This window comes from Hymenobacter psoromatis (assembly GCA_001596155.1).
Classification (GTDB): domain Bacteria; phylum Bacteroidota; class Bacteroidia; order Cytophagales; family Hymenobacteraceae; genus Hymenobacter.
Genome location: CP014771.1, coordinates 4,902,775 through 4,929,425, shown reverse-complemented (window position 1 = coordinate 4,929,425; position 26,651 = coordinate 4,902,775). Strand labels below are relative to the sequence as shown.

22 protein-coding genes, 1 tRNA gene, 1 pseudogene and 1 other annotated feature are annotated in these 26,651 nt (G+C 60.9%); of the genes and pseudogenes, 11 read left to right on the top strand and 13 right to left on the bottom strand.

Going from position 1 to position 26,651, the window contains the following annotated elements:
* Positions 1–156: 156 nt before the first annotated feature.
* The gene (locus A0257_20905; GenBank protein AMR29314.1) at positions 157–969 is read right to left on the bottom strand and encodes a hypothetical protein; all 813 of its coding nucleotides are present in this window, start codon (positions 967–969) and stop codon (positions 157–159) included.
* Between the two features lie 271 nt (positions 970–1,240).
* Positions 1,241–1,894, bottom strand: coding sequence for a lipoprotein ABC transporter ATP-binding protein (locus A0257_20900; GenBank protein ID AMR29313.1), 654 nt, complete (start codon positions 1,892–1,894; stop codon positions 1,241–1,243).
* Between the two features lie 192 nt (positions 1,895–2,086).
* Here A0257_20900 and sucC point away from each other — a divergent pair, with 192 nt between their 5' ends.
* Together sucC and A0257_20890 are read left to right on the top strand one after the other, a co-directional pair.
* Positions 2,087–3,283 carry a succinate--CoA ligase subunit beta gene (sucC, locus tag A0257_20895; protein AMR29312.1) on the top strand — a complete coding sequence of 399 codons (1,197 nt, stop codon included), beginning with the start codon at positions 2,087–2,089 and terminating at the stop codon, positions 3,281–3,283.
* Between the two features lie 226 nt (positions 3,284–3,509).
* On the top strand, positions 3,510–4,490 hold the full coding sequence (locus tag A0257_20890; GenBank protein AMR29311.1) for an aldo/keto reductase: 981 nt from the start codon (positions 3,510–3,512) through the stop codon (positions 4,488–4,490).
* A gap of 96 nt (positions 4,491–4,586) precedes the next feature.
* Here the strand turns inward: A0257_20890 and A0257_20885 are convergent, their stop codons facing one another.
* Positions 4,587–5,066 (bottom strand): hypothetical protein, encoded by a 480-nt coding sequence (locus A0257_20885; GenBank protein AMR29310.1) that lies wholly within the window; start codon positions 5,064–5,066, stop codon positions 4,587–4,589.
* Between the two features lie 143 nt (positions 5,067–5,209).
* Between A0257_20885 and A0257_20880 the strand changes: the two genes are divergently transcribed.
* A tRNA-Arg gene (locus A0257_20880) sits at positions 5,210–5,281 on the top strand.
* Between the two features lie 282 nt (positions 5,282–5,563).
* Here the strand turns inward: A0257_20880 and A0257_20875 are convergent.
* Positions 5,564–6,661, bottom strand: a complete 1,098-nt coding sequence (locus tag A0257_20875; GenBank protein AMR29883.1) for a hypothetical protein — start codon at positions 6,659–6,661, stop codon at positions 5,564–5,566.
* A 389-nt stretch (positions 6,662–7,050) separates the two neighbouring features.
* Between A0257_20875 and A0257_20870 the strand changes: the two genes are divergently transcribed.
* The 3 genes from A0257_20870 to A0257_20860 all read left to right on the top strand — a co-directional run bounded on the left by A0257_20870 (position 7,051) and on the right by A0257_20860 (position 8,914).
* Entirely contained in the window at positions 7,051–7,269 is a 219-nt protein-coding gene (locus A0257_20870) for a hypothetical protein (GenBank protein AMR29309.1), read from the top strand.
* A 172-nt stretch (positions 7,270–7,441) separates the two neighbouring features.
* Positions 7,442–8,527 (top strand): class II fructose-bisphosphate aldolase, encoded by a 1,086-nt coding sequence (locus tag A0257_20865; protein AMR29308.1) that lies wholly within the window; start codon positions 7,442–7,444, stop codon positions 8,525–8,527.
* A 66-nt stretch (positions 8,528–8,593) separates the two neighbouring features.
* Positions 8,594–8,914: a hypothetical protein gene (locus A0257_20860; GenBank protein AMR29307.1), complete on the top strand. Its 321-nt coding sequence runs from the start codon at positions 8,594–8,596 to the stop codon at positions 8,912–8,914.
* Positions 8,915–9,114: 200 nt separating this feature from the next.
* On the opposite strand, the gene A0257_20855 is transcribed toward A0257_20860, so the two are convergent.
* The 5 genes from A0257_20855 to A0257_20835 form a co-directional block, all read right to left on the bottom strand.
* Positions 9,115–11,979, bottom strand: a complete 2,865-nt coding sequence (locus A0257_20855) for a hypothetical protein (GenBank protein AMR29306.1) — start codon at positions 11,977–11,979, stop codon at positions 9,115–9,117.
* Positions 11,980–12,140: 161 nt separating this feature from the next.
* A complete protein-coding gene (locus A0257_20850; GenBank protein ID AMR29305.1) occupies positions 12,141–12,698 on the bottom strand; it encodes a hypothetical protein in 558 nt (185 codons plus the stop codon).
* Between the two features lie 30 nt (positions 12,699–12,728).
* Positions 12,729–13,448 carry a hypothetical protein gene (locus tag A0257_20845; protein AMR29304.1) on the bottom strand — a complete coding sequence of 240 codons (720 nt, stop codon included), beginning with the start codon at positions 13,446–13,448 and terminating at the stop codon, positions 12,729–12,731.
* A 147-nt stretch (positions 13,449–13,595) separates the two neighbouring features.
* Positions 13,596–13,943, bottom strand: a complete 348-nt coding sequence (locus A0257_20840) for a hypothetical protein (GenBank protein AMR29303.1) — start codon at positions 13,941–13,943, stop codon at positions 13,596–13,598.
* Positions 13,944–13,948: 5 nt separating this feature from the next.
* Entirely contained in the window at positions 13,949–14,401 is a 453-nt protein-coding gene (locus tag A0257_20835) for a hypothetical protein (protein AMR29302.1), read from the bottom strand.
* A 166-nt stretch (positions 14,402–14,567) separates the two neighbouring features.
* Between A0257_20835 and A0257_20830 the strand changes: the two genes are divergently transcribed.
* Complete coding sequence (locus A0257_20830; protein ID AMR29301.1) at positions 14,568–14,846, top strand: hypothetical protein; 279 nt, start codon at positions 14,568–14,570, stop codon at positions 14,844–14,846.
* A gap of 40 nt (positions 14,847–14,886) precedes the next feature.
* Here A0257_20830 and A0257_20825 read toward each other — a convergent pair whose 3' ends face one another.
* Positions 14,887–15,918: an oxidoreductase gene (locus tag A0257_20825; GenBank protein AMR29300.1), complete on the bottom strand. Its 1,032-nt coding sequence runs from the start codon at positions 15,916–15,918 to the stop codon at positions 14,887–14,889.
* 107 nt (positions 15,919–16,025) lie between these two features.
* The gene (locus A0257_20820; protein AMR29299.1) at positions 16,026–17,300 is read right to left on the bottom strand and encodes a hypothetical protein; all 1,275 of its coding nucleotides are present in this window, start codon (positions 17,298–17,300) and stop codon (positions 16,026–16,028) included.
* A 132-nt stretch (positions 17,301–17,432) separates the two neighbouring features.
* Positions 17,433–17,550 (bottom strand) — a binding site (SAM riboswitch class I).
* Positions 17,551–17,899: 349 nt separating this feature from the next.
* Between A0257_20820 and A0257_20815 the strand changes: the two are divergent.
* The 4 genes and pseudogenes from A0257_20815 to A0257_20800 all read left to right on the top strand — a co-directional run bounded on the left by A0257_20815 (position 17,900) and on the right by A0257_20800 (position 23,288).
* Positions 17,900–18,406 (top strand): annotated as a pseudogene (locus tag A0257_20815) ((2Fe-2S)-binding protein).
* A 94-nt stretch (positions 18,407–18,500) separates the two neighbouring features.
* Complete coding sequence (locus tag A0257_20810) at positions 18,501–19,526, top strand: FAD-binding molybdopterin dehydrogenase (protein AMR29298.1); 1,026 nt, start codon at positions 18,501–18,503, stop codon at positions 19,524–19,526.
* A 5-nt stretch (positions 19,527–19,531) separates the two neighbouring features.
* A complete protein-coding gene (locus tag A0257_20805; protein AMR29297.1) occupies positions 19,532–21,799 on the top strand; it encodes an aldehyde oxidase in 2,268 nt (755 codons plus the stop codon).
* A gap of 352 nt (positions 21,800–22,151) precedes the next feature.
* Positions 22,152–23,288: a hypothetical protein gene (locus A0257_20800; protein AMR29296.1), complete on the top strand. Its 1,137-nt coding sequence runs from the start codon at positions 22,152–22,154 to the stop codon at positions 23,286–23,288.
* 258 nt (positions 23,289–23,546) lie between these two features.
* Here A0257_20800 and A0257_20795 read toward each other — a convergent pair whose 3' ends face one another.
* Together A0257_20795 and A0257_20790 are read right to left on the bottom strand one after the other, a co-directional pair.
* On the bottom strand, positions 23,547–23,951 hold the full coding sequence (locus A0257_20795; GenBank protein AMR29295.1) for a hypothetical protein: 405 nt from the start codon (positions 23,949–23,951) through the stop codon (positions 23,547–23,549).
* Between the two features lie 34 nt (positions 23,952–23,985).
* Entirely contained in the window at positions 23,986–26,475 is a 2,490-nt protein-coding gene (locus A0257_20790; GenBank protein ID AMR29294.1) for a hypothetical protein, read from the bottom strand.
* Between the last annotated feature and the right edge of the window lie 176 nt (positions 26,476–26,651).

Genomic DNA, 26,651 nt, shown 5'->3' with positions numbered 1-26,651 from the left:
CACACGCTCAAAGGAAAAGGCCCTTTGCCCATATTCATTTCTACCCGACCACCCCAAAAATATTTCGTGAACTCAGCAGGACAGTTGCTTGAGCAAGCATACAAAAAGAGCCCGGCACCTCACGGTGCCGGGCTCTTTCCTAAAACTCCACCTTACTTACGCGGCGACGGCCGTGGTGCCCTCGCGGTCCTCAATGGCCTTGCGTAGCTTGGCGATGGCCTGCGTGGCGCGCTCCTCATCGAGGCGGTTAATGTTGAGCAGCATCTTGGTCTTTTCCTGGCGCGTGATGAGCGGGTGGTTCAGCAGGCGGATAATCTCTTCCTTCTGACTGGCGGTGGCGTACTGCACCGGGGCGGCAGCAGCCTCGGCGGCGGGGGCTTCGGCCAGCGCGGGGGGGGTAGGGGCCGTGGTTACGGCGCGCATGACGGGGGTAGGCTCGGCCACGACCGGGGCCACGGCGGGCGCGGGCACGTTGCCGGAATACTCCATCTCCTCGGCAGGGGTAGGCTCGTAGCCGGCGGCGCGGATTATCCAGGCCAAGATGTTGCGATACGCTTTGCCGATGGCGCGGGTCTGGGCCATGCTGGCAATGGCAAACTCCTGGTAGAATTTCTTGCCGCTCTCCTTATTGGAGCAGATGGCGAAGCCGGCACCCACCGTGGTGCCGTGGCGCAGGTCAAACAGCGTCACCTTGGCCTGGTACTTAATCTCCTGCTCGTTGCTGAGGTTGATGACGTGCTCCACGATGGGCACGATGCCCAGGCGCGAGCCGGCGTACTGCCAGCCCTCCACGTTCACAAACTCTTTGCCCTGCACCTGCGTGCTAAGCTTGTTGTCTTTGATAAACTTGGCCAGGTCCTTCGCTAAGTCGAGCGTTTCGTCCGATTTAGCGATGTCATAACTCTCCGCGCGGGGAGCGGCTTTCTTGGCGACGGTAGCTTCCTTGGGGGTTTTGGTGACTTCGGTCATGGGAAGGGTGGGCAGCGCCCGGTTATCGTTCTGTAGTACGAGTGGATAACCAACCTATGACAAAGAGTGTTCCAGAAAAGCCAATTTTTTTAGTAAAATTTAGCATTGATTATCAAGGGGTTTAAGAGGGTCAGGAAAATCTTTTTTGATGGCTTAGTTTTCCAAGCTACTTGGGCAGATTTTAGTGGAGAAAAAATAAAAAGAACGGTCATGCTGAGCCTGTCGAAGCATGACCGTTCTTTTTGACTTGATTGACCCGAAGTCCTACCCCCTATCCCTCAATGTGGCCGTCGCGCATCACGATGGTGCGGTCGGCCATTTGGGCCAGCGTGTCGTTGTGGGTCACGATGACGAAAGTTTGGCCAAATTCTTTGCGCAGCCAGAAAAACAGCTCGTGCAGCTCCTGCGCATTTTTCGAATCGAGGTTACCGCTGGGCTCATCGGCAAAAATAATTTCGGGCGAGTTGATGAGGGCGCGGGCCACCGACACGCGCTGCTGCTCGCCGCCGCTCATCTCGCTGGGCTTGTGGTCCACGCGGTGGTCGAGGTTGAGCAGGCCGAGCAATTCGCGGGCCCGCACGCGCACTTCCTTCTCCGAGCGGTCGGCGAGGTAGGCGGGCAGGCACACGTTCTCGATGGCCGTGAACTCGGGCAGCAGGTTATGAAACTGAAACACGAAGCCAATGTGGCGGTTGCGAAACCGGGCCAGCGCGGTGCGGCCCAGGCTGGTAATATTCTGTCCATCAAAGAGTACCTCGCCCGAGTCGGGCTCGTCGAGAGTGCCCAGAATGTGCAGCAGCGTGCTTTTGCCCGCCCCCGACGAGCCCACGATACTCACGATTTCGGCGCGCTGAATAGTCAGGTCAATGCCCTTGAGCACTTCCAGCGAGTTGTAGCTTTTGCGAAGATTAATGGCTTGCAGCAAGGGTAGTAAACTTATACAGCTTTTAAAGAAGACAAAGCTACGTTGAAAGGCGGCCGGGCGTTGGAGACTAGGAATACGAAGAAAACCCGTCTGTCATTGCGCTCGCAATGACAGACGGGTTTCAGATTCTCTGTTACCCCATCCACCCTTACCTTCGCGCCAGTAAATAATACTCCACCCCTACCCCCTCCGATGAATATTCACGAGTATCAAGGCAAGGAAATCCTGAAAAAATACGGCGTGCGCGTGCAGGAAGGCCTCACCGCCGACACCGCCGAAGAGGCCGTTGAAGCCGCTAAAAAGCTCACCGAGCAAACCGGTACTAGCTGGTACGTCATCAAGGCCCAGATTCATGCCGGCGGCCGGGGCAAGGGCGGCGGAGTTAAGCTCGCCAAAAACCTGGAGCAGGTAAAAGACATCGCCGGCCAGATTCTGGGCATGCAGCTCGTGACCAAGCAAACCGGCCCCGAAGGCCGCCTGGTCAACAAAGTGCTCATCGCCCAGGACGTATATTACCCCGGCGAAAGCCCCACCAAGGAGTTCTACATGAGCGTAGTACTTGACCGCACCAGCGGCAAGAACGTCATCATCTACACCACCGAGGGCGGCGTCGATATTGAGGAAGTAGCCGACCATCACCCCGAAAAAATCCTGAAAGAATTCATCGACCCCGCCGTGGGTCTGCAAGGCTTTCAGGCCCGCAAGATTGCCTTCGGCCTCGGCTTGTCGGGTGATGCATTCAAGGAAATGGTGAAGTTCGTGACGGCCCTTTATAAGGCTTATGACGAAACGGACTCGGCCATGTTCGAGATTAACCCGGTGCTGAAAACGTCGGACAATAAAATCCTGGCCGTGGACGCCAAGGTGACCCTGGACGACAACGCCCTGTTTCGCCACAAGGATTTTATGGCCCTGCGCGACACCAACGAGGAAGACCCGCTGGAAGTAGAAGCCAGCGAAAACAACCTGAACTACGTGAAGCTCGACGGCAACGTGGGCTGCATGGTGAACGGCGCGGGCCTGGCAATGGCCACGATGGACATTATCAAGCTGAGCGGTGGCGAGCCGGCCAACTTCCTCGACGTCGGGGGTGGAGCCAATGCCCAGACGGTGGAGGCGGGCTTCCGCATCATCCTGAAGGACCCGAACGTGAAGGCGATTCTGATTAATATTTTCGGCGGCATCGTGCGCTGCGACCGTGTGGCCAACGGCGTGGTGGAAGCCTACAAGAAAATCGGCGACATCCGCGTGCCCATCATCGTGCGCCTGCAAGGCACCAACGCCGAGGAAGGCGCGCGCATCATTGACGAAAGCGGCCTGAAAGTGAAGTCGGCTACCCTGCTGAAGGACGCCGCCGACCGCGTGAAAGAAGTGCTGGCCGCCGCGTAAGCAGCTGGTTGGTTTTGGTTTTGGAAAGCCCGCCTGGTAACTCGGGCGGGCTTTCTAGGTTATAACTGCATGAATCAGAACGTCATGCTGACGAAGGAAGCATCTCTACCGCGTAAGTAATCTTAAGTGTTAGAGGTTAGTTACGCGGTAGAGATGCTTCCTTCGTCAGCATGACGTTCTGGTTTAATTCATTGATTTCCAACTCATCCCTACCCCCCTTTCCACGATGGAATTCACCCGCTTAGGAAATACTGGCCTCCAGGTTTCCAAAATCTGCCTGGGCACGATGACCTACGGCACGCCCACCGAGCGCTGGCCCTGGGCCCTTAACGAAGATGCCAGCCGGCCCTTCATTCAAAAAGCCCTGGAGTTGGGCATCAACTTCTTCGACACCGCCGATGTGTACTCCAACGGTGCCAGCGAAGAAGTGGTGGGCCGCGCCCTGCGCGACTTTGCCAAGCGCGACGAGGTAGTGCTGGCCACCAAAGTATTTAACCCAATGGGGCCGGGGCCGAATGATAAAGGCCTCTCACGCAAGCACATCATGAGCGCCATCGACGCCAGCCTGAAGCGGCTGGGCACCGACTACGTGGACCTCTACCAGATTCACCGCTGGGATTATAACACACCCATTGAGGAAACACTGGAGGCGTTGCACGACGTGGTGAAGGCCGGCAAGGCGCGCTACATTGGCGCGTCGTCGATGTTCAGCTGGCAGTTTGCGCAAGCGCTATATTTGGCCGATAAGCACAACTGGACGCGCTTCGTGAGCATGCAGCCGCACTACAACCTGGTGTACCGCGAGGAGGAGCGCGAGATGCTGCCGCTGTGCGAGGACCAGAAAATCGGCGTCATTCCGTGGTCGCCGCTGGCGCGCGGCTTGCTCACCGGCGGCAGGGGTAGGGAGCGCAACGAAACCGAGCGCGCCAAAACCGACAACTTTGGCAAAAGCCTCTACGGCCGCGACGACGACTTCGCCGTGGCCGACCGCGTGACGGAAATTGCGCAGGAGCGCGGCCTGCCCAACGCCCAGATTGCGCTGGCTTGGATGCTGAGCAAGCCTGTCATCACCGCGCCCATCGTGGGTGCCAGCAAGCCCGGCCACCTCGAAGACGCCATAGCCGCCGTAGATGTCAAGCTCTCGGCCGATGAAATCAAGCGCCTCGAAGAGCCCTACCAGCCGCATCCGGTGCTGGGATTCAGTTAAGAAGTAAGAGTTGAGAGTTAAAAGCGGTAATGCGTCAGGTTCACATTACCGCTTTTAACTCTCAACTCTTACTTCTTAACTCTTGACTGAACCAGCTTATTTGCCTTCGGCAACGCCGGCGTTTTCTTCGGCTTGCACCGGTACGGTTTCGCCTTTCACTTTCAGCTCCACCTCCATGTTGCCACGGGTGCCAACTGAATACGGGCAGATTTTGTGGGCCTGGCGCACCATTTCGATAGTTTTGGCCTGGTCAAATGACTTGAGGTCCACATCCAGAATAGCGCTCAGACCATAGGCCTCGCCTTCCTGAAACAATGATACTGAGCATTTTACTTCCGTGCCGGGGTCCAGCTTGTCGCCGGCGCGCTGCGCAATCACGAGCAGCGCCTGTTGGAAGCACGACGAATAGCCGGCCGCAAACAGCTCTTCGGGATTGGTGGCACCTTTCTTGCCGCCGAGGCCTTCGGGCACCGACATTTCGAGGTCGATGATGCCGGTAGCGGAGCGCACGTGGCCGCTGCGGCCACCCACGGCCGTAGCATCGGCCGTATAGAGGGTCTTTTTAGTAGAATCCATGAGAAATGAGTAAATACTTACGTTCAGGATAAGCTAACCGATTTTCTGCGCCCAGGGTTGCCCCTATCCCCTCCACGAGCCAAAAGAGCCCGCTGGGTTTGGCCGCGCCGGGTTTTATGGCTACTTTTGCAGCCCGAACCACTGGGCGCATAGTACAACGGATAGTATGGGAGCCTCCGAAGCTCTAGATTTAGGTTCGATTCCTAATGTGCCCACTTAAAACCCCGTTTCTGAGTCAGAAACGGGGTTTCTGTTTTCAAAGGGCCTACGTTGGGGCATACAGCCAGTAATTTTACCCTTAGCTAATCGGTAAAAACTCAGACATCCCCGCGCCTTTTTTCAGGTCAACGGGTCTGCGGTTGTCAGCTTTAGCTACTGGTAAAAGCCCCGCATTGCTCCATTGAAGGCGCAGGCTTTTTCTGAAAGACAGGCTGGCAGTTGAAGTAGCAGAAAGCCAAGACATCCCACAGCAAGTGCGACAGTGTATCTCACCGCTGCTACAAGCCGGCCAGCACCTGCTTGGCGGCCCATTGCCCGGACTCAATGGCCCCATCCAACCGGCCCCATTCGCTGGTGGACGTTTCGGCCCCGGCCCAGTAGAGCCGGCCCTCCCAGTAGGGCTGACGCAGCCGGGCCGGGCCCTGCAAGGGAATCTGGTCGGGAAACTGCTCATCGCCGGGAATACTGGTCAGCGGCTCCCGGCTCCAGTCCAGCTCGTGGTAGGCCAACGGATGCCGGGCGGCCGGGCCGAACAACCGGCCCAGCTGCTGCACCACAGCCGCCTGCCGTTGCGCAAGCGGCGCATCCCGCAGCGGGTGCAGCGGCGCGAAAAAGCCAAATAAAGCCCCTAGCGGGCCAGTAGCCGGGGAAGCATCGTGGATTTCCACCAATGGCCCCAGCTGGCTGGCCGCGAAACCAGACCAGCCTTCTGCCCGCCAGAAGGGCGTGGCATACACGGCCACGGCCTTCATCGAATAGGCCATCCAGGTGGGCACTTCCCGCAGCGCCTGCCGCAGCGCCGCCGGCAAGCCCGGCGTGAAGTGCAGGCTATGCGCCGCCAAGCGGGGGGGTAGGGCCACGATAACGGCCGAACATTGGTAGGTGCGCGTGGCCCCCTCGTGCAGGACCTCAACCGCAATAGCTGCGTGGCCGGCCGGGGCGTGCAGCTGCGTTACCTGCGCATTGAGCAGCAGGCTGTCAGCCGGCAGTTGCCGGGCCAGTGTGCGGCAAAGGGCCGCCGCCCCACCCGGCAGGCGCAGGTAGCCCGCCGAGCCGGAAGGGTGCTGCGGCAGGCGGTGCGTGCCGGCGGCCGTCTCGTAGGCCGTGGCGCCGGTGCTGGGCTGCACGAAGGGTTGCAGGCCCAGTTCCTGGTATAAATCAAGCAAATAGGGATGGTGCGACCACCCCCAGGTAGCGCCCAGGTCCAGGCCCTCCCCTTCCGGCGAGCCGGGCAGCGCGGCAACAGCCAGGGTGCGGCCGCCCACCCGGTCGCGGGCTTCGAGGACCAGCACCGGCCGGCCGGCCGCGTGCAGGGTCCGGGCCGCCGTGAGGCCCGCCAGACCGGCACCAATGATGAGGACCGGTAAAGCCGGCACCGGGGCTATCTGCGATTTTTCTTTCAAGAGAGTAATTTTTACGCGCAAAAGTCGCTAATCGGAAGGGTGGCCGGCAAGCCTACCGGCGCGACTCCCCTAATGTTTCGCCACGCGGGGTAGCGGCGGGCTGAATTTCTGCCTACGCAAGCCGCCGCAGACTGCTTGAGGTAATTTTATTGCCTGTTGCTACCAAGGAGACCCACCCGGCGCTGAGGCGCAAAAGCTTGCTTCTGTTGGGCAACCTATTCTCAACAGGAAGTTGGCCGGTGGTGGTACTTTGGAAATAGAGAATTGAGATTAACGCTGTCTGAGAACGAAGTAAGCAATAATTTTTCCAAGTAGGACGAAAACAGTATGGCGTTCTGGCAAACTTGCCTTAGCTTTAGGACATGAACTATCCTACCCGCTCTATTCAATCTTTGCAAGTATCTACTCTTGCTACCGAGCAAACCCGCCAGCGCCTGGTGTCGGCCATTATTTCCTTCACCAACGGCACACCTTTTTCGCTGGAGCCTTATCAGCAGCAAGTGCTCGACCGCTTTACGCGCGGCCGCCTCACAATTGACGAAGTTGTATATTACCTGGAAGCAGCTGCAAAATCCCGATAAGTATTTTCCGGTTTTTGAGCGCCCTACCCCCCGGCGTTAGTCCTTTGCCCTCAACTCACTAGCGGAGCATATTGAGCTTAGCGCCGCCCGGTTTTTGGTGAGCGTGCGCCAAAAACGCGGTGTGGTTGTTTTCTTTGCGGACGCGGGTCCTTTTTGCCCCGCCTCTAGTCTAATGGCAAACTCCACCTTAACCGGCCTGCGGGCCGGCGTGCTGCACGGCGACGAAGTGCAGGCCCTCTTTCAACACGCCAAAACCCACGGCTACGCCCTGCCGGCCGTTAACGTAACCGGCACCGACACGGTAAATGCCGTGCTCGAAACGGCGCGCGACCTCAACTCGCCGGTTATTATTCAGTTTTCAAACGGCGGCGCGCAGTTTTTTGCGGGCAAAGGCTTGCCTAATGATAAGCAGCAGGCCAGCATCGCGGGCGGCATTTCGGGGGCGCACCACGTGCATCTGATGGCTGAAGCCTACGGCGTGCCCGTGATTTTGCACACCGACCACGCCGCCAAAAAGCTCCTACCCTGGATTGATGGTCTGCTCGATGCCGGCGAGAAATACTACGCCGAGCACAGCCAGCCGCTCTACAGCTCGCACATGCTCGACTTGTCGGAGGAGCCGATTGAGGAAAACCTCGAAATCAGCAAGAAATACCTCCAGCGCATGGCCAAAATCGGCATGACGCTGGAGATTGAGCTAGGCGTGACCGGCGGCGAGGAAGACGGTGTGGACAACTCGGACGTGGACAGCTCGAAGCTCTACACCCAGCCCGAGGAAGTGGCCTACGCCTACGAGCAACTGCGCGAAATCAGCCCGCGCTTCACCATCGCGGCGGCTTTTGGCAACGTGCACGGCGTGTACAAGCCCGGCAACGTGAAGCTACAACCCAAGATTCTGCACAACTCGCAGGAGTTTCTGCGCACCAAGCACCACATCGCGGACGCGCTGCCCATCGACTTCGTGTTTCACGGCGGCTCGGGCTCGTCGCAGGAAGAAATTCGCGAGGCTATCAGCTACGGCGCTATCAAGATGAACATCGATACCGACCTGCAATGGGCGTTTTGGGAAGGAATTCAGCAGTACTACGTGAAGAACGAGGGCTTCCTGCAAGGCCAGATTGGCAACCCCAACGGGCCCGACTCGCCCAACAAGAAGTACTACGACCCGCGCGTGTGGCTGCGCGAGGGCGAAAAAACCTTCGTGGCGCGCCTCAAGCGGGCTTTTGAAGACCTGAACGCCGTGAACCGCCGGCCCTAGCCACGCGGCATTCTAAACTTTGCGCCAGGATGAACGTATAGGGCGCACACTTTTGTTTTTCGAATCATGAAAAAGACCTTTCTTTCTGCCCTGGTAATCAGCTTGTTTGCTACGGCCGCCCAGGCGCAGACTACCCCCACCACGGTGACCAAAGACGGCGGCGATAAAGTTATCACCACCACCGACGGCATGACCGTTAAGACCAAAGTAGAAGCGGATGGCAAGATGAAGGTGAAAGGCTATGACCAGGCCGGCAACCGTATGAAAGCCACCACCAAGCCCCGCACCAAAGACGAGCGCAAAGACTATAAGGAGTCGCGCAAGGAAGCCCGCAAGGCGATGAAAGGCGACGAGAAGGTGAAGGTGAAATCTACGGACGGCATGTAAAACGCAGCGCCTTCTGCCGTTTAGCGGGGGGTAGCAATTAAAAAAAGGACCGACGCAAGTCGGTCCTTTTTTTGGTCCTTATCAAAAGCGGGGCAGTAGCGCGAACTTTCCAGTTCGTGCGCGAACGCAGCGAGCATTATCGTTCGCGCCACGCGGCCCCGCCTGCTCGCTACCCTCGCGCACGAACTGGAAAGTTCGCGCTACTCGTGGCTGATGCGCTGCGTCCAGCTGCCAGTGGCAGCCTGCACGCGCACCACGTAAAGGCCGGGGGGTAGGGCGGCTAGCACCACGGCCCCGCCGCCGGCCGGCAGCGCAAACTGAGCAGCTAATTTCCCCTGGCTATCAAACACTTGCAGAGTGGCCGCGCCGGCGCTGACGGGCAGCCGCACTTGCAGCTGGCTCTGCGCCGGGTTGGGGTAGAGCTGCCAGCCGGGTGGCGCGGCCGGGCGGGCCGTAGCCAGCACCTGCTGGTGGGCGGCGGTGGCGGCCTGGGCGGCGGCTTGCAGCTCGGCCAGGGTGGGCGCGGCCAGCACGGCAAACGTCACGGTGGCCGAGTCGCCGGGAGCCAGGCGGGGCACCAGCGTGCTCACCACCTGCGACACGTCAGTGGCGGCCGTGTCGGTGCCCACCTGCCGATGCGCCCGCCCAAAGCCACCGCTCAGAGCCAGGTATTTTTCGGCGGGGCTAAAGCCATCACCCATGTAAATGGGCGTGCCGGCCGGGGCCGCGTTGTCAATGGAATACACCCCGGCCGCGCGGGTGCCCAGCACCTGCACGCCCGCATACACGGCGGGGGTGAGGGGGTCGTAGCAGTAGCCCACGCGGTTGACCGAATCCCAGCGGGCTACGTTGCGGGTTGCTTCGCCGGGCAGGTCCCAATCGGCAAACATGCCGGCGTACAGTGGCTTGAGAGTATCGGCGGTGAGGTTACGCAGGATGTAGTCGAGCAGGATGACGTTGCGGCGGGCGGCGGGGGTAGCCCAGCTTTGACCGTGCTGGCGCACGCGCACGCCCACCGAGCGGGGCTGCTGCGGGTCGGGCAGCGAATCGCGAAACATGCCGCTGGCCTCCTGGTCGGCGCGGGGGCCGGGCACCTGGCGCTGCACCTGCGCCAGCACGAAAAACGACTGCCGGGTGGCCCCGGTGGCCGCGCGCAGGTGGTCGGAAACGCGGGTGGGCGAGGTGGCCAGCAGCAGGCCGCCCTCGCTCAGCAGCGACGAATTGGTGAGGTAACTCACGCCCTGGCCCACGGCACCCGTCCCGTCGTCGTAGCCAATGGTGCCCTGGCTGGTGAGGCTCAGGCTGAGGTCGCCGGCATCGAGCTGCACGTAGTCGGGGTTGAGCAGCAGGTCCAGGTACTGGTCCGAGTGGTAGCCATTGGCCCCCGTGAGGTGGTAAAGCAGCGTAGCCCTGGTATTGAGCGGGATGCCTGTGGCCGCCACGGCCAGCCGGAAGGGGCTAGCCGCGTTGGTAGCCTGCGCCAGCGTGGTCAGGCTGCCCACCGCGAAGCTGCCCTGCCGCACCGTGAGGTAGGGCGAAAGCGAGGTGACCGTAACCATGACATCGGCCACCGGCAGCAGCAGGTTGCGCACCGTGATGGCCAGCCGCGCCGTATCGCCGGGCAGGTAGGCGGGCCGGGCCGGGGCCAGCGCGCTGCTCACTATCCGCACCTCGCGCTGGGCCAGAGCGGCCACGGCCCGCTCGATGTTGAGGCGGCCCGTGCCTAGGTAGCCGCGGTAATTCATGTTGGCTGGCACGTCATATATACTAGTATCGGCGCTTTGGCGCAGCTGGGCCTGCACCTGCTCGGCGTTGAGCCGCGGAAACCGCGCCCGCACCAGCGCCGCCGCGCCCGCCACCTGTGGCGAGGCCAGGGAAGTGCCTGAGCTATACCAATAGTCAGCATTTACGCTGCCATTCTTCGAGCCATAAGCCGAAAAAATAGTTACCCCTGGCGCTGACAGGTCTATGCGGTGGCTATAGGTCGAGAAGCTAGCTTTAGCATCGGCCGGGTCGGTGGCTGCCACAGCCAGCACGTGGTCGTAGGAGGCGGGGTAAAACAGCAGCTCGGCAGGCGTGTTGCCGGCCGCTGCCACCAACACTACGTCGCGGTTTATGGCCGCGTAGGTACACACATCCTGCTCAAAACGCGAATAGCCCCCCGCCCCGCCCCACGACATATTAATGACCCGGCACCCGTGGTCGGCAGCGTACACAATGGCCTCGTAGCCAGCGAATATCCCGGTAGTAGTGCCCGGAAAAATTTGCAGCGGTAAAAACTTGCTCTGAAATCCTATCCCCGTGATGCCCACCCCATTATCAGCCTGCCCCGCCGCGACCCCCGACGTTTCGGTGCCATGAACGGCGTTGTCATCATTGGCGCTAGGGTCGTTATTGCCATTAGAAAAATCCCAGCCGTGGAAATTGTCGATGTAGCCGTCACCATCGTCATCCACCCCATTAATAGGGTCGGCATAATTATATTTTACCTGCCGCCGCAGGTCCTCGTGGCTATAGCGAATGCCCGTATCCGTCATCCCAATCACCACGCTGGTGTCGCCCTTGGTATAGTTCCAGGCTTGGTAAGCGTGCGTAAGGCGCAGGGCATACTGCTTGCCGGTTGTCGAGTCGGCCAGCGGGTCGTTGGGCTGATACAGCAGCTCGCGGCTATACAGCGGCTCCACGTATTCCACTACGCCCGTGGCCAGCAGCACCGTCCGGGCCTTGGCCAGCGACAGGCCGGCGGGCACGCGCAGCTCAAATACCCGGCGCAGGTCCACGCTGCCCGCGCGCTCCGCATTGGGTGCCTGGCTAAGGGGAAACTTCTGCGTCAGGCTCGTCGCGTGCAGCGCCTTTAGCGCGGCTTGCAGGGCGGGTAATTCGGCCGCCGGGGGCCCGGCCCCGGACCGCAGCTTGAGTACCAGCCGGCCCGGTATGGTGGGGGGGGTAGCAAGCGCCGGCCCTACCCCCACTAAGAAGCTTAACCACAACAAGGTATAAAATAATTTCATAGCTAACTGGATAAAAAATAACTGATGGTAAAGGTAAACTTGCGGGTGGCTCATCTACGAAAAAAGCGACCAAATCCGGTGGGATTTGGTCGCTTTTTTTGCTAATTGCAGGAGTTGGGTAGGGTCGCTAATTTTCGCCCTGAACAGGGTGCATTCTTTCCCCTTATTTGTGCTATCGCGACCCGCCAGGCGAAGGATAATAAGTCGCCCCTACCCTACCCCCACGCCACGGCCGTAGGCAGCCCAGCCTCGCGCGCCAGTGGCGCGGCCCCGGAGGCATACAGGCCCGCCAGCACGGCCTGGGCGCTGTTGGCCAATTCCAGGTGGTAGTCGGGGTGCAGCTTTTCGGCTTGTTTCAGCGCGTCGTGGGTGCGGCGCACGAGGTGCTGGAGCAGCGGCTGGGTAGGGCCGTGCAGCCGCGCCACCAGCGCCGGCTGGTGCTCAAACACGTTGGCCAGCAGCCGCAGGCTCAGCTCCACCTCGCCAAAGGCATCTTCCGTGATGCGGGCGTGGTAGGCCAGCCGCGCCTGCAGCTGGCGCAGGATAACCAGCAGGTCGTTAGGCGTTTGGTGGAAGCCGCGCACGGGGTCGTCCACTTGCTGGCGCAGGGCGGCGCGGCGGTTTTCCAGCGCCTCGGGGCCTTCGAGCAGGCGGTAGGTGAGCTGCTCGGTCAGCACCGCATCCTGGGCCACGAGGCGGGTCAGAAGCTGGTCTTTTTCCCGTTGAGGAAGGTCGAGCAAGGCGCGGCGTAAAGCGGGGGGTAGGGCGGGCAATTCTTTGAGTTAAGAATTAGGAGTGGAGAGTTAAGAGTTACGCCGGTTAAGGCTGGCATAGAACAATCGCCATAAATTCAAGCTGCCAATTAATACCAATAAGAGGATTGGAAAACGCCAAACTTGGTTTCCCAAAAGACTTATCTGCTGCCCAAACTGAACTATCAACTGTTGTAATGTATGCTTGGCTGGGATTGGGTGAGTGTTTACAAAGTCGCACACAAATAGTGGTGTTGAATTAACTGGCAATGGCTCATCAGTAATCGCGTAAAGCGTAGTCGGCTTGTGATGGATATCCAGAAAATATTTCTTCTGGTTGGTGTAGTTCATAATGTCCAAAACCTTTACCAAATTCGCATAAGTAGCACCAGGTAGAAAGCGAATGCGGACGCCACCGGCATGGCTGGTATCGGCAATTATTTTTCGGATTGCTGATTCAGTAGTGGCAGCGCTTAAAAAATCGGCCAAACGATTACCACTAAATTCCGCGTTATGCCAAGGCCTCATTTTCTGTAAAGTATTCGCCGCAACAGCCTGCAGTGGTGTGACATAAGGATTAAATTCATTTCTTGCATTATGCTCTGGGTGCTCTTTTAAAAAACTCAAATAGCTTGCGCTTGTATCGGCTTTAAGAGGAAACATCGTGACTTGCATCACGTTCCACTGCTTAAGCTGCCCCGCCCACGGCTGCAGCGCCTGGCAACCCAGCAGCAACAGAAACCCCAGCGCCACCCAACCCGGCGGCAACAATAAACGACGACGCACCCGACGCGGAACCAGCATAAGCAACGGCGGGCAGCTTGGGCTGCCCCTACCCCCCGATGCCGGCCAAAGCCAAAATGCACAAAAAAGCCCGCGGCCGGGTGGCCGCAGGCTCTCTGAAAATTTGCCGGAAGCTTACTCCGCGTCGCCCTCAGCGGTCAGGGTTTTGCCCTGGTGCTGCATTTCGGGGAGCGTGAAGCTGGCTTCGCTAGGACTTGATAGCTCGTCGGGCACGTTTTCGGCCGAGGCGGGGGCGGAGCCCATTGGGGCCTGCATGTCTGAGCGCAGCGAGTCGTCCATCATATCGGCCATTTGCTGGCCGCTGTTCTCGTCGAATACCTGGCCGGCCGTTTCGCGGTTCAGAAAGCTGTCCGACTCTTTTTCGGTGGCGGTGCGAGCGTCTTTCGAGTCTTCGTTTTTGGGTTGAGCGGCGGCTTTACCATTGAGGTTATTGCCGGGGGCTACTTGCGGGATAGAGGCCATAAGGGTTAGTTGTTATCGTGTTCTTTATCGTTGTTTTCAGCCCAGGTTGCCTTGGGCTTTCCCCCAGCGTAGCGCCGGTCGTCGTCGGCCCAGGCAGCTCGCTGCACGTCGGCATCGGCGTTTTTGGCGGCCACTACCGATTCAGGGTCCTTGTTCTGCTCGGCGTGGCCGCGCTGGGGGCCGGGGTTGGGGGTGTCGGGCTCCCCGTTGGGCTGTTGGCCGGGGTTTTGGGAGGCCGTGGGCTCGCGAAACTCACTGAATTCGTCGGGGTTATCATTGCTACCATCGTTGCTGGCCACTGGCGCGGCGGGCTCCGTCTCGTCGGCCTTGCCGAAGTTGCCGTAGGCGGGCGTACCGGCTTCGGCCTCGTGGGCGGGGTCGTTGGGGTTGAGGTGGGCGGCAGCGGCGCGTTCACGCTGGCCATTGGTTATCGGCAGGTTATCAGAAGAAGGGCTCATGGGAGGGAAGGAAAAGAGTCGGGCATTGGCCGGGCCGGGCCCGACAAATGGTGTACTGTGGTTTGCCGGTTCGCGTTGCTGATTCCTGGTTTTTGGCCGACCATTTTTTGAGACCGGCACGTACACGACTCATTCATTTAGCTAATTAAACCACTTTGCTCTCCGCATGAATATTCACCACAACGCTGCTAACCAATCATTTACCATTGACTCGGGCGCTCCACAAGCCGAGCTGGCCTACTCGCTACCCGCCGCGGGCGTTATCGACTTCGTGCACACGTTTGTGCCCGAGGCTCAGCGGGGCCAGGGCTTGGCCCAGGAACTGGCTAAAGCGGCCCTTGCCTATGCCCGCGAGCAGCACCTGCGCGTGCGCACCAGCTGCGAATTTATGGCCGGCTACGTGCAGGAGCACCACCAGCAATACGCCGACCTGCTGGACAAATAAACGAGTGTAGGGTAAGCTAAAGCTTACCCTACACTCGTTTTTACGCCAGTATTTCGAGCTGCCACTCCAGCTCCTCATCGGTAATGGGGTAGGGCTGACCGTGGCGAATGGCTTGGTACACAGCCTCAAACAGACCCAGGTAATTGCCGGGCGCGGCCACGTCGGCCACGGGGGGTAGCACGCGGTTGTGGCCGGCGGGGTCAGCGAGCACGAGGCGGCCAGGCTGGTCGGCCAGGCGCTCGCGGCCGTAGGCCGGGTCATCGGGCTTAATATCGGCCAGCAGTTGAGCTTCCTGCGGGTCGGTGCGGTCTTTTTGGTAGCTGCCCAGGGTGCCGTGCAGCACGAAGGCGGGGCCGGGGTCGGCCACGAGCAGGCCGGCGGTCAGCCACACGTTCAGACCTTGGGGGTAGCGCAATTGAATGGTAAAATGGTCGGGCACCCGCGAGCCGTAGCGGAAGCTACCCATCGTTTTCTCAAACGACAATGGCTTGCCAAACAAGCTAATGGCCTGGTCCACGAGATGCGGCCCAAGGTCGAAGAGCAGACCCGAGCCGGGGCGGCCGTCTTCCTTGAAAACCTTGGTGTGCAGGGCCGGCCGGTAGCGGTCGTAGCGAAAGTGCCCCTCGATGAGGCGGCCCAGCTGCCCGCTTTTCACTATCCGGCGCACAGCCCCGAAGTCGGTGTCCCAGCGGCGGTTCTGGTAGGCCAGCAGCTGGCGGCCCTGCTGCCGGGCCAGGGTCATAAGCGCCTGCCACTCGGCCACGGTGGTGGCCACGGGCTTTTCCACCAGCACGTGCTTACCGGCCAGCAGCGCCTGCCGAGCCAGGTCGTAGTGGGTATCGTTGGGCGTATTCACCACCACTAGCTCAATGGTCGGGTCGGCGAACAGCGCCTCGGTGCTGGGGTAGGAAACAATGCCGGGGTAGTCGGCGGCCATACGCGGAGTGTGGCGCTCGGCCACCGCCCGCAGCGCAAAGCCAGGGTGCAGCGCCAGAAACGGCGCGTGGAAGAGCTTGCCCGACATGCCGTAGGCCAGCAAGCCCGTGACAATGGGCGAATCGGAAGGGGTCATGTGATGCGTGATAAGTTAATAGTCAGCAAGAACGGTCATGCTGAAAGAACGGTCATGCTGAGCTTGTCGAAGCATCTCTACCGCGTAAGTAACCTCTAACGTCGGGATTACTTGCGTGGTAGAGATGCTTCGACAAGCTCAGCATGACCGCTTTTTCTTAATTTATAACCTTCTGCCGCCCGCAGCGGCGCGGCCAGCCGCACCACGCCCACGCCGGGCGCACGAAGCCAGGCCGCCTGTGCCAGCCGCGCCAGCCCGATGGTACCAGTAAGGTAATTGCCCCGCGTGGCCGAGCGAAACTCCTCGTGTACAGCCGTAAAATCGGCCTTGTCGGGCGCGGCGGCCTCATCGCCAAAAGTCACGAGCACGTCCACTTCGGCCGCATCGGGGGTAAGAGCGAGGTGAGCATTCTGATGGATTTTCTTGTAGCCGTAGCGGTAGCCATAAGTAAGCGCCGAGAGGTCGCTGAGCACGGCCGAGGCGGTGGGAAACGCCCCCGCCCCGCGCCCCAGAAAGAACTGCCGGTCGGCAAAGCCGCTCTGCATCACGAGACCGTTGAACTCGTCGTGCACGCCCGCCAGCTCGTGGCCGGGGCGCACCAGGGTGGGTAGCACGGCCGCCGCCAGCCCGCCGCCGGGCAGCCGCCGCGCCTCCGCTACCAGCTTGATTATCAGGCCCTGCTCGCGGGCGTAGGCCGTGGCCCGCTCGCTGATGCCAGTGATGCCCACAGCCAATAAATCAGTCGGGGCCACCACCGCACCGAAGGCGTGGGCCAGCAGCAGCACCAGCTTATTGCGGGCGTCGAGGCCCTCCACGTCGAGGGCCGGGTTGCTTTCAGCAAAGCCCAGTTCCTGCGCCCTGGCCAGGGCAGCGGCGTAGGGCTGCCCGTCGCGGCTCATAGCCGTGAGGATGTAGTTGGTCGAGCCGTTAATAATGCCTTCCACCGATTCTAGCAGGTCGGTATCGTAGTATTCCTCCAGGTTGCGGATGACCGGCAGGCTGGCGCAGGCCGCCGCCTCGTAGAGCAGGGGCGTGCCGGTTTGTTGCTGGATTTCAATGAGTTCGGGCAGGTGCTCGGCCAGCATTTTTTTGTTGGCCGTCACCACGGCTTTGCCGCGCAGCAGGGCTTCTTTTACAATAAGATAAGCCTCATCAGCATCGTCAATCAGCTCCACGATAACCGTGAGGTTGGGGTCGTTCAGCAAGTCGTTTCTATCAAACGTGAACAGCCCGGCGGGCAGCGAGCGGGCTTTCTGGCGGTTTTTCACCGCGATGCGGCCAATGCGGGCGCGCAGGCCGGGCGTGCGCGCCAGCACGGCGTGCAGGCCCTGGCCCACGACGCCAAAGCCAAAAAGACCAATGTGGAGGTTGGTGCGGGTCATAAAAAAAGAAGGGGGTAGCAGACTGAAACGACTCCTCCCCTACCCGGCCACACATCAAGTTTTCTTCCCGGAAGTGCTTAAAAAAAGCCCTCCCGACAAGTCAGAAGAGCTACCGCCAACGCGGGCACTTTTGGCTTATCTTCTTCCGAGCCGGGCTGGTGCCGCGCCTCGAAACAGGAATTAGCACCTCGTATTGCTACCGGTTGCTAAGGCATCGCAGGGCCTGTCCCTCCGCCTTTCTTGATAAGGGCCCCGGTGAGGGAGCGCCGCAAAGGTAGCCCGGCCGCCGGCTTCGGGCCAAGCGGAGGGGGTAGGGCGGCCGCCAGCCACCAACCAGAACGCGGGCGCCCGTGAAAGAGCGCGCTATACCCGTTCGAACACAACGACTTATAGTACGTAGGCTGATGCGGCCTTTTTGCAAATAATCTAGCTCGGCAGCAAACAAGCTGCACTGTTGATTTTCAAGACTTAATTCTACCTTAAGATTAGCTGACAGTCTTATTTAGACTAATAAAAACATCAAACCAACCTCTTGGTGCGTAGGGATTAGCACTGTAAACTCCCGGCTGCCAAAGCCACTATTTCTTACTTACCGCTGTATGAGCCCACATTTCATCCAACAGCCGCTCGATAAAACGCCGCCCGCGGTGGTGCCTACCCAGCCCGTGACGTTGCGCGTAAACGGCCAGGACCACACCCTCGACATCGCGCCCTGGACCAGCCTGCTCGATGCCCTGCGCGAGTACCTGCACCTGACCGGCACCAAAAAAGGCTGCGACCACGGCCAGTGCGGCGCCTGCACGGTACTTGTGGATGGCCAGCGCATCAATTCCTGCCTGGCGCTAGCCACGGTGTATCAAGATAAGGATATTCAGACCATTGAGGGCCTGGGCAGCGCCGACAACCTGTCGCCCTTGCAGCAGGCGTTTATCGACCATGACGCCTTTCAGTGCGGCTACTGCACGCCGGGCCAGATTTGTTCGGCCCAAGGGCTTATCAACGAGGGCCGCGCCAAAACCGCCGACGAGGTGCGCGAGCTGATGAGCGGCAACCTCTGCCGCTGCGGGGCTTACACCAATATTCTGTCGGCCGTGATGGAAGTGCTGCACAATGGCCAGGTCGTGGTCGATAATGGCACGCTGGTTACCATTCCGGCGCAGCCCACCGCTGCCAGCTCAGTTAACTAATTATCAGCCCCCTATGAACAGCTTCACCCTCACCCAAGCCGAGGCCGTGCAGGCGGCCGTGGCCGATAATACCAGCCACATCGGCGCGGCCTACCTGGGCGGCGGCACCAACCTCATCGACCTGATGAAGTACAACGTGGCCCGCCCTACCCACCTCACCGGCCTCGGCCACCTGCCGCTGAGTCAGATTGAGTCGTTGCCCGACGGCGGCCTGCGCCTGGGCGCACTCGCCACCAACTCGGCCACCGCCTACGACGAGCAGGTGCAGGCGCGCTACCCCCTGCTGAGCCAGACGATTCTGGCCGGGGCCACGCCGCAATTGCGCAACATGGCCACCGACGGCGGCAACCTGTTGCAGCGCACCCGCTGCTACTATTTCTACGACCTCGCTACCCCCTGCAACAAGCGCGAGCCGGGCTCGGGCTGCTCGGCCATCGGGGGATTCAACCGGGTGTGCGGCGTGCTGGGCACCTCGGAGAGCTGCATCGCTACCCACCCCTCCGATATGTGCGTGGCCCTGGCGGCGCTGGAGGCCGTGGTGCGCGTGCAAGGCCCCGAGGGCGAGCGGACAATCCGGTTTGAGGACTTTCACCGCCTGCCGGGCGACAAGCCAGAGCTGGACAACACACTGAAGCCGAGCGAGTTGGTGACGGCCATCGACCTGCCCAAGCGCGGGTTTGAGAAGAATTTTACTTACCTCAAGTTGCGCGACCGAGCCAGCTACGCCTTCGCGCTGGTGAGCGTGGCGGTGGGTTTGGAAATGGAGAGTAGCACCATCAAAACTGCCCGCTTTGCGCTGGGCGGCGTGGCCCACAAGCCCTGGCGCAACCCGGAAGCCGAGCAACTGCTGGAAGGTCAGCCGGCTTCGCCCGATTTGTTCCGTCAGGTGGCCGCTCAGGTCTTTGCCGAAGCTAAAGGATACGGGCCGAACAGCTTCAAGATTGAGCTGGGCCGCCGCGCCATCGTGCGCGCCCTCAAGCAGGCCACCGAAATGAGCCAGGAGCTTGATTCTGCCGCTTTTCTAAATTCTAATCCGTAAGCTATATGAGTCAGACTATTGCCACCCCACCCACCGTCCGCCTGGGTACCGACGTTATTGGCCGGCCACTAAACCGCACCGACGGCCCGGCCAAAGTATCGGGCTCGGCCACCTACGCCGCCGAGTTCAACGTGCCCGATTTGTGGTACGGCTACGTGGTGAGCAGCCCCATCGCGAAGGGTAAAATCACGAAGATTGATACCGCGCCGGTGCTGGCGCTACCCGGTGTGAAGCAGATATTCTCGCACGAGAATGTGCCCTCGCTGGCCTGGTTCGACCGCAGCTACAAGGACGACGTGGCCCCCGGCGGCTCGCCGTTTCGCCCGCTGCACGATGCCGAAATCCTGTTCAGCCAGCAGCCAGTGGCGCTGGTTATTGCCGAAACGTTTGAGCTGGCGCGCTACGCGGCGTCCATTCTGCGGGTAGAATACGAGGTGGCCGAGTACAACACCGACCTCGAAAAAGCGCGCGGCGACGCCTTCGACGCGCCCAAGGGCAAAACCGGCTTCCTACCCCCTCCCAAGCCCAAGGGCGACGCCAACAAGGCCTACGCCGAGGCGCCGCACAAGATTCAGGGCGAGTACACGCACCACGCGCAGCACCACAACCCGATGGAGATGTTTGCCACCACCGTGGAGTGGCTGGGCGATGGTAAGAAGCTGAAAATCTACGACAAAACGCAGGGCGCGCCCAACGTCCAGCAGTACATCGCCAAGATTTTCGGGCTCAGTAAGGAGGAAGCGCGGGTGATTTCGAAGTTCACCGGCGGGGCTTTCGGTTCGGGGCTGCGGCCGCAGCACCAGGTTTTTCTGGCGGTGCTGGCCTCGCTGGAGCTGAAACACTCGGTGCGGGTGTCGCTCACGCGCTCGCAGATGTTTGGCCTGGGCCACCGGCCGCACACCATTCAGGATATCAAGCTGTCGGCCGACGACCAGGGCTACCTGCAATCCCTTGAGCACAACGCTCTTGCTGAGACTTCGCAGTTTGAGGACGAAACCGAAGTAGTAGTGAACTGGTCGGGCATTCTGTATAAGACGCCCAACAGCAAGTTTGCCTACCAGCTGGCCAAGCTGGACGTGGATACGCCAGCCGACATGCGCGCGCCCGGCGCGGCTACCGGCTCGTTTGCCATCGAAAGCGCCGTGGATGAGCTGTCGTACCAAGCCAAGGTGGACCCCTTGCAATTCCGCCTGCTCAACTACACTTACGAGGACCCGACCGAGAACAAGCCCTTTAGCAGCAAGCGGTTGCTTGACTGCTACCACGAAGGTGCCGCCCGCTTCGGCTGGGACCAGCGCACCCCTGAGCCGCGCTCGATGCGCGACGGCCACCTGCTGGTGGGCTGGGGCATGGCCACTGGCTGCTGGGATGCTTCCATGCAGAAGGCCGCCGCCAAAGCCACACTGAAAGCCGACGGCACCTTGACCGTGAACAGCGCCACCAACGACCAGGGCGCGGGCACCTACGTGATTATGACCCAGATGGCCGCCCAAACCCTGGGCCTGCCGATGGAGCAGGTGCAGTTTAACCTGGGCGATACGGAGTACCCCGCCGCCCCCGTGCAGGGCGGCTCCTGGACCGCCAACTCCGTGGGCGCGGCCGTGAAAGATGCCTGCCAGGAAGTAGGCAAAAAGCTGCTCAAGCTGGCCCAGAAGATGGACAGCTCCCCGCTGGCTGGCCTCGATTTCGAGAACGTGCAATTCGTGGACGGCCACATTCGCACCAACGAAGACATCCGCAAGTCGGTGGCTATCAAGGATATTCTGCGAGCCAGCGGCGAGGAGCAGGTGGAGGCCGATGGCAAAGCCGGCCCCAACCCGATTAACATGCTGAAGTACTCGATGCACTCGCACAATGCAGCCTTCGTGGAGGTGAAAGTGGACGAGGACCTGGGCACCGTGCACGTCACCCGCGTGGTGAACGCCGTGGCCGCCGGCCGCATCCTGAACCCCAAAACTGCCCGCAGCCAGGTGCTCGGCGGCACGGTCTGGGGCATCGGCATGGCCCTGATGGAAGAGGCCTACCTCGACAACGTGCAGGGCCGTTACATGAACCACAACCTGACCGAATACCACATTCCGGTGAACGCCGACATTCACAAAATCGACGTGATTTTCGTGGAGGAGGAAGACGACATCGCCAGCCCCATCGGCGTGAAGGGGGTAGGCGAAATCGGGATGCTGGGCGTGGCGGCGGCCGTGGCTAATGCCGTGTATCACGCTACCGGCAAGCGGGTTAGGGAGCTACCGATTACGATTGATAAGCTGCTGTAGGTGGCAGTTGGTAGCACACGAAAGCGCCCCGTAGCCGATTGGCTGCGGGGCGCTTTCTCGTTGCGTGGAGCTATGGTCGCCTATTGTTGACTTCAAAAAGCCACCGCGAACTCCTTAGCAAAATCCTCCAGCTTCACCTGGCCCAGCGTGGGCTTGTGCTGCTCGTAATCTTCGCCTAGCGCGCCGTTATTCATGCTGGCGTAGATGTCCACGACATCGGCGGCGGTGCTGGGGGGTAGGCCGTTTTGGAGCAGGTTTTACCCGCGGCCCCAAAACTGCGGGCGCGGGCCGATGGTTTGGATAACCCGGCCCTGACGCCGGGCGTACTGCCCCAACCGGCCTTCTTGCTGCTATGACTGAACTCCAACGCCTCTTCCTCGCCTACGACCAGCACCGCGCCGCGCACCACCCCTGCGCCCTGGCCACGGTGGTGGAGGTTATCGGCTCGGCCTACCGGCGGCCGGGGGCGCGGATGCTGGTGACCGAAGACGGCGAGTTGACCGGGGCCATTAGCGGCGGCTGCCTGGAGGGCGATGCGCGGCAGCGGGCGCGGCGGGCCATTTTCCAGGGCGAGCCGGCGCTCGTGACCTACGACACGCGCGACGAGGACGACCCGCGCCACGGCCTCGGCCCCGGCTGCCAGGGCGTGGTCCGCATCCTGCTGGAGCCGCTCGATTTTAACAATGCTGATAACCCGCTGGAGCTGTTGCGCGACTTTGCCCGGCACCCTACCCCCGCCGTACTGGCCACCGTGTTTGCCACCGATGCCAGCGGATTGAAAGCCGCCGTGGGCCAGCGCGTGCTGCTGTCCGAAACGGGGGTAGTGCGCGGCACGCCACTACTGGCCGCCCCGCTGGCCGAGGCCGCCCGCGCCACGCTGGCGCTGGGCCAGCCGCGGGTGCTGGACATTGACACCGATGCCGGCCCGGTGCGGGCCTCGCTGGAAGTGCTCGTGCCGCCGCTGCGCCTGGTGGTGTACGGGGCCGGCAACGACGCGCAGCCGCTGGTGCACCTGGCTGCTTCGCTGGGCTGGCACATTACGGTGGTCGATGGCCGGCCCCACCTCCCTACCCCCCTGCGCTTCCCCGAAGCCGCCGAAGTACGCCTCACGTCCGTGCGCGAGCTGGAAATGACCATGCCCGACCCGCGCGCCTACCACGTGCTGCTGAGCCACAACTACGCCTACGACCTGGCCGCGCTACAAACGCTGCTGGCCTCGCCCGCGCCCTACATCGGCCTACTGGGGCCACGCCTCAAGGCGCAACGCTTGCTGGATGAGCTGGATGCGTTTCCAGCCGACTTAGTGCAGCACTTGCGCGAGCGGCTGCACAGCCCGATTGGGTTGGATTTGGGGAGTGAGACGCCCGAGGAAATTGCCCTGGCTATTGTGGCTGAGATTCAGGCGCAGCACAGTGGGCGGCAGGGGCGGCCGTTGCGCGAGCGGGCGGGCACGGTGCATGTGCCGGCTGAAAACGATGTGCGCTTTTAATCCCCCTTGAATTAAGGATAACGCGCGGTATTTGCGTCAGATGCAGGGAATTGGCTACGCTGGCAGTAAATTAAGATTAATCATTGCCTCAGTCAGCTTCTGTTCTTGGCGAAGCATTGATACAAGTTCGGGTGTTAGCGCCTGTGTTTTCGCTAACAACGCCAGTAGACCTTGCTGCCGCTGACTTTCATGTTGCATGTACTGGCTATCATCAACTACCTGATTTAAGTCAGGTCGATTTGGGTCCAAGTCATTCAATTATTGGACAAACATATCTACAGTATTGAGCGCATGTGTGACACAGTCAATAACGTGCTGCTTATCATCAGTAACCAGGAAGCTTAATGCTGCATCTATTGCTAAGGATGCATCAAAAGCATAGCCAACACTGTTATACTCAATAAAATTATCAATATCTGGGATTGATTCTCCAACGTTAATCTGCGCTTTTTTAGCAGCTTTTTGAGACCACTTTCCATCAATAGCGGCTGTATAAAGAAATTCAACAGCCTTTGCTAAATCTTCGACATTTCTCCATTTTGCCTCTCGGTTGAATTGCGAATAATTCGGGTATATTTTTTCACAGGTTAGGGCTGCAAGTAAGGCGGCGCGCTGTTCATCAAGCGCTAAAATCTGGTCGAAATCGACATTATAAAGGCTCATTAGCGAGTTTTCAATATTGTTGCTACCCTGTCTTCTACTCAAACCCCCGGCCGGCATCGTCCTTTTCCTCTTTGCGCTTGGATTTCGCCGCCTCCCCATCGCGGCCGAAGCGGTAGCTGAAATTGAGGAAGGCTATCCGCGACTCGCGTTTATTGTAGCTGCGTGAGTCGAGGCCGGGGGCGTAGGCCAGGAAGTTGTATTGCAAGGTGTTGAACACGTCCGACACGCGCAGCGTGATAGTGCCGCGGTCCTGGGGTAGGAAGCTGTACTTGGCGGCGAGGTCGGTATTAACGGAGGTGAGGCGGCGGCCCTGGGCCGTGACCACCGGCGAGCGGTAGTTGAGCGACACCTGAATATCAAGCTTCTTGATGGGCGTGAAGGTCGAGTTGAGGCGAGCCGTGCCCACGATGTTGCTGTTGGTGTAGTCGGAGGCCAGCAGCGTGGTGCGCACGAGGCGGCGGAAGACGGAGGCCGAGCCGCTCAGCTTCCACCACGCGGCGAGGGGTAGGGAGCCCACCAATTCCAGCCCGTAGTTGGTTTCCTGGCCGATGTTGAGGCGACTGCTGCTCGTCACCTGGTTGCCGGTGAGCGGGTCGCTGATAACCTGCCGGAAGTTGGTAATCGTCTGGGTTTCGAGGCTGTAAAAACCCGTCACGGCCACCGAGGCTTTGTTGGCGAAGCCTTTTTGGTAGCCCAGCTCGGCCTGGCCCTCGTACTCGGGCAGCAGGGCGGGGTTGCCGGCGCGCAGGTTCAGCGGGTCGGAGCGGTCGAGGAAGGGGTTCAGCTCACCCTGGTTGGGGCGCTGCACCCGGCGCGAGTAGCTGAGCTGCACCTGCTGCTCGCGGGGCAGCCCGTAGGCCAGCGTGCCGCTCGGAAAAAGGTTGAGGTAGCTGCGCCGAAACTCTTCGCCCGTTTGCTGCTGCTGGCCGTGGGTGTTAGTTTGCTCCAGGCGCAGGCCGCCTTGGTAGCGCAGCTTGCCCAGCTCGCCACCCAGGCTGGCATAGAGCGCCTGCACGTATTCCTGATACAAAAAAACCGACTGCTGCGCCAGCGCCGGGCTGGCGCTGGTGGCGGTGCTGCTGAAATCGTAGCGGTTGTCGGAGCGCTGCCAGGTGCTTTTGGCCCCGGTTTCAAAACGCCCTTTTTCGCCCAGCGGCTGCGTAAAATCGACCTGCGCCGCGCCCTGGTGCAGGGACGTGTGAAAAGCCTGCTGCTGAGTAGCCGCGGTGCCATCGCCGAGGTAGCGCAGGTTGGCAGCCAGGTTATTATCAGCCGAAAGCGGCGTGTACACGGCCCCGGCCGACAGCTCGCGGCCGGGCCGGGTGGGCCATAGGCGGCGGTAGTCGAAGGTAAAATCAGCCGAGTTGTTGTGGCCCAGGCTGGCGTTCTGGCGGTCGCTGGTGCCCACGTACACCGGCTGGTTGAGGGTCTGGTCCTGCTGGCGCGACAGGATGGTTTCGTCGTTCTGGTAGGTATTGAAGCGTGGCTGGGCGGCCAGCGTCAGGGTCTGGTCGTGGGGTAGGGCGTATTCCAGACCCACGCGCACGGCGTGCGAGGTTTGGGCGGTCTGGCCCTGGCGGCTCTGGTGCAGAAACAGCGTGTGGTCGGTGGTGGTGGGCTGGCCGGTGGCGGAATCGAGCACCGGGCCGGTGGTCGCCTGGTCCAGGCTGCCGTTGGTGAAGCGCGGGTCGCGCCGGAAATCATACGAGCCAAAAGCGTTCAGTTTGCCCTTGCGGTAGTTGAGCGTGAGCGAGGTGTTGTACTTATTGCGCGTCCCTACCCCACCCGAAGCCACGCCATTGAAGCCGTCGCGCTGGTTTTTCTTGAGAATGATGTTGATAATGCCCGCCGAACCGGCCGCGTCGTAGCGCGCCGAGGGGTTGGTAATCACCTCAATCCGGTCGATGCTGCTGGCCGGAATCTGGTCGAGGCTGCCGCCACCCGCACCGCCCGCCGCCCCGGTTGGCTTGCCATCAATGAAGATGGTGACGCCGCTCTTACCGCGCACGCTCACCGCGCCGGTCTGGTCCACGGCCACCGAGGGCACGTTCTGGAGCACATCGGTGGCGGTGCCGCCGACGGCGGTGAGGTCCTTGGCCACGTTCACCACCCGCTTGTCGAGGTCGGTGCTCACGGGCGGTCGCTCGGCCGTCACCACCACTTCGGTGAGGCGGGTGGCGGCCGGGCGCAGGCGCAGGCTGCCGAGCTGCGCCACCAGCGCGGCGCTGCTCAAGGTTACTCCCCGCCTACCCACCCGGTAGCCCAGCACGTTGGCGCGCAGCACGTAGGCACCAAGCTTCAGCTTTTCCAGCGCAAAAACGCCGGCTTCCGTCGTCTGCACATCGGCCACGGCCGTGGAGTCGGGCAGGCGCAGCAGCACCACGGAGGCGAAGGGAATCGGCTGGCCGGTGGCGGCATCGAGCAGCGTGCCGCGCACCGCGCCGGCCTGGGTTTGGGCCAGCGCGGGCGCACTGAGTAGCGCCAGTAGAGCTAGCGGGGCGGTAATTTTTTTAATAAACGACATGGGATAGCAACCTCTGAATAAAGCGCAAAACTACTGGCCGATTCTGTGGGGATTTTGGGCCGTGGGGGAAGCTGGTTGCTTGTAGTGGTTGTCTGGCAGCAGTACAGCACTGGGTGGCGTAGGGTGCGGGGCTTGCCCCCGCCCATCGTTGAACGACTCGCATAAGCATTGTTCAA